9 protein-coding genes and 1 tRNA gene are annotated in these 8,961 nt (G+C 66.1%); 6 read left to right on the forward strand and 4 right to left on the reverse strand.

The window, feature by feature from the left end; all coding sequences use genetic code 11:
• Positions 1 to 147: 147 nt before the first annotated feature.
• A tRNA-Pro gene (locus AVE30378_RS23565) sits at positions 148 to 224 on the reverse strand.
• Between the two features lie 101 nt (positions 225 to 325).
• Positions 326 to 1,291 carry an octaprenyl diphosphate synthase gene (gene ispB, locus AVE30378_RS23570; RefSeq protein WP_129244106.1) on the reverse strand — a complete coding sequence of 322 codons (966 nt, stop codon included), beginning with the start codon at positions 1,289 to 1,291 and terminating at the stop codon, positions 326 to 328.
• Positions 1,292 to 1,794: 503 nt separating this feature from the next.
• On the opposite strand from ispB, the gene rplU reads away from it, so the two are divergent.
• From rplU to proB, 4 genes are all read left to right on the forward strand, one after another.
• Entirely contained in the window at positions 1,795 to 2,106 is a 312-nt protein-coding gene (rplU, locus tag AVE30378_RS23575; RefSeq protein WP_129244109.1) for a 50S ribosomal protein L21, read from the forward strand.
• 34 nt (positions 2,107 to 2,140) lie between these two features.
• The gene (rpmA, locus tag AVE30378_RS23580) at positions 2,141 to 2,401 is read left to right on the forward strand and encodes a 50S ribosomal protein L27 (RefSeq protein WP_006389959.1); all 261 of its coding nucleotides are present in this window, start codon (positions 2,141 to 2,143) and stop codon (positions 2,399 to 2,401) included.
• A 171-nt stretch (positions 2,402 to 2,572) separates the two neighbouring features.
• Positions 2,573 to 3,709 (forward strand): GTPase ObgE, encoded by a 1,137-nt coding sequence (gene obgE, locus AVE30378_RS23585; protein WP_129244112.1) that lies wholly within the window; start codon positions 2,573 to 2,575, stop codon positions 3,707 to 3,709.
• Between the two features lie 56 nt (positions 3,710 to 3,765).
• A complete protein-coding gene (gene proB / locus AVE30378_RS23590; RefSeq protein ID WP_129244116.1) occupies positions 3,766 to 4,902 on the forward strand; it encodes a glutamate 5-kinase in 1,137 nt (378 codons plus the stop codon).
• Here the strand turns inward: proB and AVE30378_RS23595 are convergent.
• A complete protein-coding gene (locus AVE30378_RS23595) occupies positions 4,871 to 5,584 on the reverse strand; it encodes a helix-turn-helix domain-containing protein (RefSeq protein WP_129244119.1) in 714 nt (237 codons plus the stop codon). The genes proB and AVE30378_RS23595 overlap by 32 nt on opposite strands.
• Before the next feature lie 78 nt (positions 5,585 to 5,662).
• Between AVE30378_RS23595 and AVE30378_RS23600 the strand changes: the two genes are divergently transcribed.
• Complete coding sequence (locus tag AVE30378_RS23600; RefSeq protein WP_129244122.1) at positions 5,663 to 6,115, forward strand: helix-turn-helix domain-containing protein; 453 nt, start codon at positions 5,663 to 5,665, stop codon at positions 6,113 to 6,115.
• A gap of 80 nt (positions 6,116 to 6,195) precedes the next feature.
• Here the strand turns inward: AVE30378_RS23600 and AVE30378_RS23605 are convergent, their stop codons facing one another.
• Positions 6,196 to 6,753 (reverse strand): SecDF P1 head subdomain-containing protein, encoded by a 558-nt coding sequence (locus AVE30378_RS23605; protein ID WP_129244124.1) that lies wholly within the window; start codon positions 6,751 to 6,753, stop codon positions 6,196 to 6,198.
• A 367-nt stretch (positions 6,754 to 7,120) separates the two neighbouring features.
• On the opposite strand from AVE30378_RS23605, the gene thiC reads away from it, so the two are divergent.
• A partial coding sequence (gene thiC, locus AVE30378_RS23610) for a phosphomethylpyrimidine synthase ThiC (RefSeq protein ID WP_129244127.1) occupies positions 7,121 to 8,961 on the forward strand: 1,841 nt, incomplete at its 3' end.

The following is an 8,961-nucleotide window of genomic DNA, read 5'->3' on the forward strand; positions in this document are numbered from 1 at the left end:
GGATCCGTGCCAGGCGCAGCGCCGCCGCTCGCGATCGTTACGCCCCTCGTCCTGCGCGCAAACGCAAAAAAGCCGGCAGCGCTTGCGCGATACCGGCTTTCAGCCAAAGGCGTCGGGAAACACCTTCATGAATTCGACCACATGAAGTGGTCGGGGCGAGAGGATTCGAACCTCCGACTCCTGCGTCCCGAACGCAGTACTCTACCAGGCTGAGCTACGCCCCGATCTTTACTACTCTAAAGCTTTGCCGTGCTCAGTACGGCGAAGCTGTCTTGCTTTGTGCTTGCTTTGTGCTTTTCTTGGTCTTCGATCCCGCTGATTTTTCTCAACGATCTCTATTCACCGCGAAAGCGCAGAATTCTAACAGAGAATTCAGAAAAGGGGAAATGGGGTAGCCGGAAAGTGCTGCACGGGCCAGATCGGCCTCGGCGACCGCGGCCTGGCGAGCGTGTTCCAGGGCGTCCGTTGCCTGGATGGCGGCCGCGACGGCGGCGAAGTCGGCGTCGCCCGTCTTGATTGCCTCGCGGATCAATTGCTGCTGTTCCGGGGTGCCCACTTCCATGACGCGGATCAGCGGCAGCGTGGGCTTGCCCTCGCGCAGGTCATCGCCCACGTTCTTGCCCAGGGCGGCGGCGTCGCCGCTGTAGTCCAGCACGTCGTCCACCAACTGGAAGGCGGTGCCGACGTGGCGGCCGTAGGCCGCGGCGGCGGCTTCCTGCTCGGGCGTGGCGCCGGCCAGCACGGCCCCGACCTGGGCGGCGGCCTCGAACAGCTTGGCGGTCTTGTAGCGCACCACTTGCAGGTAGCGTTCTTGCGAGACGTCCGGGTCGTGCACGTTCAGCAGTTGCAGCACCTCGCCTTCGGCGATCACCGTGGTGGCCTCGGACAGGATGCTCATGACGCGCATCGAGTCGGCTTCGACCATCATCTCGAACGAACGGGAATACAGGTAGTCGCCCACCAGCACGCTGGCGGCGTTGCCGAAGACCGCATTGGCGGTTTCACGGCCGCGGCGCAGGTCGGATTCGTCGACCACGTCGTCGTGCAGCAGCGTGGCCGTATGGATGAATTCCACCACCGCGGCCAGCAACTGGTGGTGCGTCCCTTCATAGCCCAGGGCGCGCGCCACCATCAACACCATGGCCGGACGCATGCGCTTGCCGCCCGCCCCGATGATGTAGTCGCCGATCGTGCGGATCAGGACGACGTCGGAGTTCAACCGCTCGCGGATAACCGCATCGACGGCCTTCATATCGTCAGCAATGGGGGCAATAAGCGCGGGGAGATTCAAGACGTATCCGGAGAGTGAAACGAGCCGACGCGTGAACGGGCGGCGGCTCTTACCGCTGGGCCGCCGGGCAAGGCGGGGGATTCGACCAGCGATTATACGGGGAGTGGCGGACGCGAGCCGGGCGCTGCCCGCCGCCGCGCCGCGGGGGCGCCGCCCAGGGAACGGAGGACGGTATCGCGCCGCGGGAGCCCGCCCCCGCGTGAAGCGTCCGCGCGACACCTAAGCCCTTAGCCCACAAGCGCTTTTTGACTTTCCGGAAGTCCCGGGCTAATATCCCGGATTCGGTCAGCAATGCCCGAATTACGTCGGTTGCATTTACGCAATGCCCTCGGGCGCTTTCCCTACCCTGCCAGGACCTGGCGTTCGGAAGACGAAAGCGCGCGCCACTGAACAAGGTTCCGCACTGAAAAGTGCTGCGCTGAAAGGTGGCCCCCGTAGCGGCCGTCCCGCCCAGCAGGGCAGGCAGCGCGAATGCGCCTTTTTACCTATTTAAGGAACACCCCATGTACGCGGTCGTAAAAACCGGTGGCAAGCAGTATCGCGTTGCCGCTGGCGAAAAACTCAAGATAGAACAGATACCGGCTGACATTGGGCAAGAAATCACCCTGGACCAAGTGCTGTCCGTGGGCGAAGGCGACCAACTGAAAGTTGGCACGCCCCTCGTCTCCGGCGCCGTGATCAAGGCAACGGTTCTTGCGCAAGGCCGCCACGACAAGGTCAAGATCTTCAAGATGCGCCGTCGCAAGCACTACCAGAAGCATCAGGGCCACCGTCAGAACTACACCGAAATCCGCATCGAAGCCATCACGGCTTAAGAAGCGACTCGGTACCACTTAGCAGGAGCTAAACATGGCACAGAAAAAGGGCGGCGGCTCTACGCGGAACGGACGCGACTCAGAATCGAAGCGTCTGGGCGTCAAGGCTTTCGGCGGTGAATTGATTCCCGCCGGTTCGATCATCGTGCGTCAGCGCGGTACTCGCTTCCACGCTGGCGTGAACGTCGGCATGGGCAAGGACCACACCCTGTTCGCGCTGGTCGACGGCAAGGTTCAATTCGGCTTCAAGGGCGCGTTGAACAAGCAAACCGTTTCGATCGTCGCCGCCGAGTAATCGGCACGAGCACGGTCAGCAACGCGGTTCGCCGCGTTCTCGAACGGTAAAGCCCTGTCGCATGCGGCAGGGCTTTTTTGTTTTAAGGCAGCGGCCGGGGCGTCCCGGCCCTCGCCTCCCGGCGGCGCCCGATGACGGGACCCGCCCTCACTCATTACACGCACGGACACCATGAAATTCGTAGACGAAGCCACCATCGAAGTCGTCGCCGGCAAAGGCGGCAATGGCGTGGCGAGCTTTCGCCGCGAAAAGTTCATCCCCAAGGGCGGCCCGGACGGCGGCGACGGCGGACGCGGCGGCACCATCTTCGCGGTGGCCGATCGCAACATCAACACGCTGATCGACTTCCGCTACGCCCGCCTGCACCGCGCCAAGAACGGCGAAAACGGCCGCGGCTCCGACCAATACGGCGCGGCCGCCCCCGACATCACGCTGCGCGTGCCCGTGGGCACCGTCATCCATGACGCGGAAACCGGCGAAGTCCTGTTCGACCTGAACCAGCACGACCAGAAGGTGGTGCTGGCGGCGGGCGGCCAGGGCGGCATGGGCAATATCCATTTCAAGTCCAGCGTGAACCGCGCGCCGCGCCAGTGGACGCCGGGCAAGGAAGGCGAACACCGCTACCTGCGCATGGAGCTCAAGGTGCTGGCGGACGTCGGCCTGCTGGGCCTGCCCAACGCCGGCAAGTCCACGCTGATCACCCGCATCTCCAACGCCAAGCCGAAGATCGCGGACTACCCCTTCACCACGCTGCACCCCAACCTGGGCGTGGTGCGCACCTCGCCGTCGCGCAGCTTCGTCGTGGCCGACATTCCCGGCCTGATCGAAGGCGCCTCCGAAGGCGCCGGCCTGGGCCACCTGTTCCTGCGCCACCTGGCGCGCACCCGCGTGCTGCTGCACCTGGTGGACGTGTCCACGCCCGATCCCGACGCCGATCCGGTCGAACAGGCCGTCATCGACGCGCGCGCCATCGTCGAGGAACTGCGCCGCTACGACCCGGAACTGGCGGCCAAGCCGCGCTGGCTGGTCCTGAACAAGCTGGACATGGTGGCCGATCCCGAGGACACCAAGCGCCGCTTCCTCGAACTCTACGATTGGAAGGGGCCGGTGTTCGGCATCTCGGGCCTGTCGGGCGAAGGCACGCAGGACCTGATCTACGCGCTGCAGGACTACCTGGACGCCGAACGCGAAAAGGAACAACTGGCGCAGGACCAGGCCGACGGCAGCTACGTGGCGCCGGATCCGCGCTTCGACGACAAGCGGTCGGACGCCGCCCCCCGCTCCACGCCGCGCAGCGGCGACGAATAAGCCATAATCGCAGTCCCACGATTACGCCTTTTCCCGCGCCGCAGCCCGCCGCCATCATGTCTGCCGAATCACCCTCCGTTTCCGTCGTCACCCACGCCCAGCGCCTCGTCGCCAAAGTCGGCTCGTCGCTGGTCACCAACGAAGGCCGCGGCCTGGACCGCGCCGCCGTGGCGCACTGGGCCCAGCAGATCGCAGCCCTGCACAAGCAGGGCAAGCAGGTCGTGCTGGTCTCCAGCGGCGCCATCGCGGAAGGCATGGCGCGCCTGGGCTGGCGCAAGCGCCCGTCCGTCATGCACGAACTGCAGGCGGCGGCGGCCGTGGGCCAGATGGGCCTGTGCCAGGCCTATGAAGCCGCTTTCGCGGAATACGGCCTGCGCACGGCGCAGATCCTGCTGACGCACGAAGACCTGGCCGACCGCCACCGCTACCTGAACGCGCGCAGCACGCTCTTCGCGCTGCTGCGCCTGGGCGTGGTGCCCATCGTGAACGAGAACGACACGGTCGTCACCGACGAGATCCGGCTGGGCGATAACGACACGCTGGGCGCGCTGGTCACCAACCTGATTGAAGCCGACACGCTGATCATCCTGACGGACCAGCGCGGCCTGTATGACGCCGACCCCCGCAAGAATCCCGAGGCCAGGTTCATGTCGCACGCCCAGGCCGGCGACCCGGCGCTGGAAGCCATGGCCGGCGGCGCCGGCAGCGGCATCGGCACCGGCGGCATGCTGACCAAGGTGCTGGCGGCAAAGCGGGCGGCGCATAGCGGCGCCCACACCGTGATCGCCTCCGGCCGCGAGCGCAACGTGCTTACGCGCCTGGCGCAAGGCGAATGCATCGGCAGCGAACTGCGCGCCGTGCTGCCGGTATGGTCCGCCCGCAAGCAATGGCTGGCCGACCACCTGCGGCTGCGCGGCCGCGTGGTGCTGGACGATGGCGCCGTGCAGGCGCTGCTGCGTGAAGGCAAGAGCCTGCTGCCCATCGGGGTGATCGAAGTGGAAGGCGAATTCGGCCGCGGCGACGTGGTGGCCTGCGTGGATGGCCAGGGACGCGAATGCGCCCGGGGCCTGATCAATTATTCATCGGCCGATACCCGCCGCATCCTGCGCCAGCCATCGTCGCAGATCGCGCGCATCCTGGGCAGTATGACCGAACCCGAGCTCATGCATCGGGACAATCTGGTCGTGCTGTAACGCCCGGCGAGCCCCGCCGCTCGCCGTCCGGCCGCAGCATGTAGCCCCACCCGCGCACCGCGAGCACGGGAAATTCGATATCGAGGCGGCACGCCTTGCCGCGCAGCCTCGACACCAGCACGTCCACCCGCCGCGCCGCCCCTTCCGCGGCGCCGCGCGCCTCCGCGGGCAGGAGTTCTTCCCGGCGCAGCCGATGGCCCGGGGCATTCAATAGCTGGACAAAAAAAGCACATTCGGTCGGGGTCAGCGGCAGAAGCTGGCCGGCGGGCCCCGCCAGCGCGCCAGCCTGCGCATCCACACGCCATGCCGAACCGCCGCGGCGCCCGCGCCGGCACAGGCTGCGCAGCAGGGCGTCCCATTCTTGAATTTCCATGCCGGCCTGCGCACAGACGTCCGCGCCCGCCTCCAGCGCCGCGATCCGCCCGGCCGAGGTGGCGCCGCGAACCTGCCAGACCAGCGCGGCGGCCGGCGCCGCGCGGCGCAGCCAGGCGATCTGTTCCGCCGTATCCGAACTGGCACCCTGCAGCACCAGGACGTCGACCACTTGCGCCTGCAGGCTGTCGAGCAGGGCCGCCAGCGAATCGAACGCATGGGCCGCCCAATGGAAGGTGCGCAGCGCGGAGGCGAGATCGCGGGCCCCCTCGTCGCACGCCAGAACGAAGACACTGCCCTGTTGCTGCATGTCGCTTTCTCTCGCCTTTATCACTTAAGTAATTCTTATAACTACCAAAGTGACCAGCCACCAAGCTTCAATCGCCCTGTGAAGACATTCTCGGACCGACTGAAGCATGCGCGACTCCTGCGTGGCCACACGCAGAAGGCGCTCGCCCGTTTGGCGCGCCTTTCGCAGAGCGCCATCGGCAGCTATGAGACCGGCTTGCGGCACTCCAGCCGCTCGGCCCGCAAATTGGCGCAGGTGCTGAAGGTCGAAGCCGAATGGCTGGAAACCGGCAAGGGTCCCATGGAGCTTCCCATGGGCGGCTACGACCTGAGCGATACCCTGCCCGCCACCGGCGTGGCGGAATCCCCGCCGCGGCCCAGCGGCCGGCCGCGTCCGATGGCGCCTTGGCCCTACCCCAATATTTCTCCCGCCCAGTTCGAATCCCTCACGGCCGACGAACGGATCGTGCTGGAAGCGATGACGCTTGCCTTCATCGAGAAAAGCACGCAGGTCCGCCGCAGCGCCAAACCGCGCGCCCGCAAGGCCGGCTGACCGCCGCCGGCCGTCGCCAGCGCAGATCGCCCAATAGCAAAAAGCCCGGCATGCCGGGCTTTTTGCTGTGAGCGCGCGGCTCAGGGCTTGGCTGCGGGAGCCGGCGCGCCGCCGGCGGGGATCGCGGCGTCACCGCGGATCTTGGCGGCGATTTCCGAGGCGGCCTGGGCCGAGGGCACGCCGAAAGCCAGCACGCCGCGGTTCAGCGGTTCGCCGATGAGCGGGGCGGCGACCAGTTCGCGGTCGATCACCAGCGCCAGCATGTTGCCGACATTCTTGGTGCTGACGTCATTGAGCTTGCGGGCACCCGCTTCGGAGAAGCGCAGGCCGACGAAGTTCTGCCCCTGGCGATCCACCAGCGCGGCGGCGTCGGTCAGGTCGGCGCGCGTCAGGACGGGCACTTCCTGCATGTAGAGCTTACCGTCGGGCAGGCTGATTTCGCGCAGGCCCGCGCCGGGTTCCTTGTGCGCCAGGTAGAAGTCCACGGTCGAGGCGGTGGCGGGCGTGGTGGATTGCTGGCCGGCCTGCGGCGTGGCCGAGGCGGCGTCGGACGTCTTAGTCGGGGCGGTCTTGCAACCCGCTAGCGCCAACGTCACGACAACCAGGGCGGGCGCCAATTTGCGTAAGGTCAGTTGCATGCTCGATTCCTTCTTCAGTGGACTAAGACCAGGCCGCGCGGCGGCACGCCCGGCATGTCTGAAAAGTGTACCGAACCTGAATGACGGTGTCGCCCCAGTCTGAATCCAAATGTAAAGCGGTAATACCAGCTTCCAGGACAAAGCGCCAAGGCGATGCGCGACCGAAGCGATTCGCCGGAACGCGCGCCAGCCTCTATACTTCGCTTTCGTGCAGGGGTACTCGTCCCGGCTTCCAGGCCGAGACGTGTTGAGAGAGTCCCTTCGTACCAGTACGGATAATGCCGATGCTGGGAGCCGTATTTCCGCCGCCGTTCGCGCGCCGGAGATTCCTTCCCGATCGGCTCCAACCATTCGCTTGGAGCTTTCCATGAACGCCAATCCCAAATTCCTGGCCGCCACCGCTGAAGTGGACTCGGCCGCCGTCGCGCCGCTGCCCAAATCCCGCAAGGTGTACCAAACCGGCTCGCGGCCCGACATCCGCGTGCCGTTCCGCGAGATCGAACAGGCCGACACGCCCACCATGTTCGGCGGCGAGAAGAACCCGCCGCTGACGGTCTACGATTGCAGCGGCCCCTATACCGACCCCGAAGCCAGGATCGATATCCGCCGCGGCCTGCCCGAGCTGCGCCGCGCCTGGATCGAAGAGCGCGGCGACACCGAGCTGCTGTCCGGCCCGACCAGCGACTACGGCAAGGAACGCCTGACCGACCCGAAGCTGACGGCCATGCGCTTCGACCTGCGCCGCCCGCCGCGCCGCGCCAGGTCCGGCGCCAACGTCACGCAGATGCACTACGCGCGCCGCGGCATCGTCACGCCGGAAATGGAATTCGTGGCCATCCGCGAAAACCTGCGCCGCGAACAGTACCTGGAAACGCTGCGCGCCAGCGGCCCCGACGGCGAGAAGATGGTCAAGCGCCTGCTGCGCCAGCACCCGGGCCAATCCTTCGGCGCCGCCATTCCGGCTTCCATCACGCCCGAGTTCGTGCGCGACGAGATCGCGCGCGGCCGCGCCATCATCCCGGCGAATATCAACCACCCGGAAATCGAGCCGATGGCCATCGGCCGCAACTTCCTGGTGAAGATCAACGCCAACATCGGCAATTCCGCGGTCAGCTCCGGCATCGGCGAGGAAGTCGAGAAGATGACGTGGGCGATCCGCTGGGGCGGCGACACGGTCATGGACCTGTCCACCGGCAAGCACATCCACGAAACCCGCGAATGGATCATCCGCAATTCGCCCGTGCCGATCGGCACGGTGCCGATCTACCAGGCGCTGGAAAAGGTGGACGGCAAGGCCGAGGACCTGACCTGGGAGATCTTCCGCGACACCCTGATCGAGCAGGCCGAGCAAGGCGTGGACTACTTCACCATCCACGCGGGCGTGCGCCTGCCGTTCATCCCGATGACCGCGGACCGCATGACCGGCATCGTCTCGCGCGGCGGTTCGATCATGGCGAAGTGGTGCCTGGCGCACCACAAGGAGAGCTTCCTGTACGAGCGCTTCGAAGAAATCTGCGAAATCATGAAGGCCTACGACGTCAGCTTCTCGCTGGGCGACGGCCTGCGTCCGGGGTCGGGCTACGACGCCAACGACGAAGCGCAGTTCGCGGAACTGAAGACGCTGGGCGAACTGACCCAGGTGGCATGGAAGCACGACGTGCAGGTCATGATCGAAGGCCCCGGCCACGTGCCGATGCAGATGATCAAGGAGAACATGGAACTGCAACTGGAGCACTGCCACGAGGCGCCGTTCTACACGCTGGGCCCGCTGACCACCGACATCGCTCCGGGCTACGACCACATCACCTCCGGCATCGGCGCCGCGCTGATCGGCTGGTACGGCACCGCCATGCTCTGTTATGTCACGCCCAAGGAACACCTGGGGCTGCCGAACAAGAAGGATGTGAAGGACGGCATCATCACCTACAAGATCGCGGCGCACGCGGCCGACCTGGCCAAGGGCCATCCCGGCGCGGCGATCCGCGACAACGCCCTGTCCAAGGCGCGCTTCGAATTCCGCTGGGACGACCAGTTCAACCTGGGCCTGGATCCGGACACCGCCAAGGAATTCCACGACGAGACCCTGCCGAAGGACTCGATGAAAGTGGCGCACTTCTGCTCCATGTGCGGACCGCATTTCTGCAGCATGAAGATCACGCAGGACGTGCGGGATTATGCGGCGGCGCAGGGCGTGAGCGAAAAGGACGC

The organism is Achromobacter veterisilvae, from assembly GCF_900496975.1.
Taxonomy (GTDB): Bacteria; Pseudomonadota; Gammaproteobacteria; order Burkholderiales; family Burkholderiaceae_B; genus Achromobacter; species Achromobacter veterisilvae.

What these genes read in the sequence shown, in the direction of transcription:
- rplU (WP_129244109.1), top strand. Translation starts at nt 1,795, where the DNA reads ATGTACGCGGTCGTAAAAACCGGTGGCAAGCAGTATCGCGTTGCCGCT.
- rpmA (WP_006389959.1), top strand. Translation starts at nt 2,141, where the DNA reads ATGGCACAGAAAAAGGGCGGCGGCTCTACGCGGAACGGACGCGACTCA.
- obgE (WP_129244112.1), top strand. Translation starts at nt 2,573, where the DNA reads ATGAAATTCGTAGACGAAGCCACCATCGAAGTCGTCGCCGGCAAAGGC.
- proB (WP_129244116.1), top strand. Translation starts at nt 3,766, where the DNA reads ATGTCTGCCGAATCACCCTCCGTTTCCGTCGTCACCCACGCCCAGCGC.
- AVE30378_RS23595 (WP_129244119.1), bottom strand. Translation starts at nt 5,584, where the DNA reads ATGCAGCAACAGGGCAGTGTCTTCGTTCTGGCGTGCGACGAGGGGGCC.
- AVE30378_RS23605 (WP_129244124.1), bottom strand. Translation starts at nt 6,753, where the DNA reads ATGCAACTGACCTTACGCAAATTGGCGCCCGCCCTGGTTGTCGTGACG.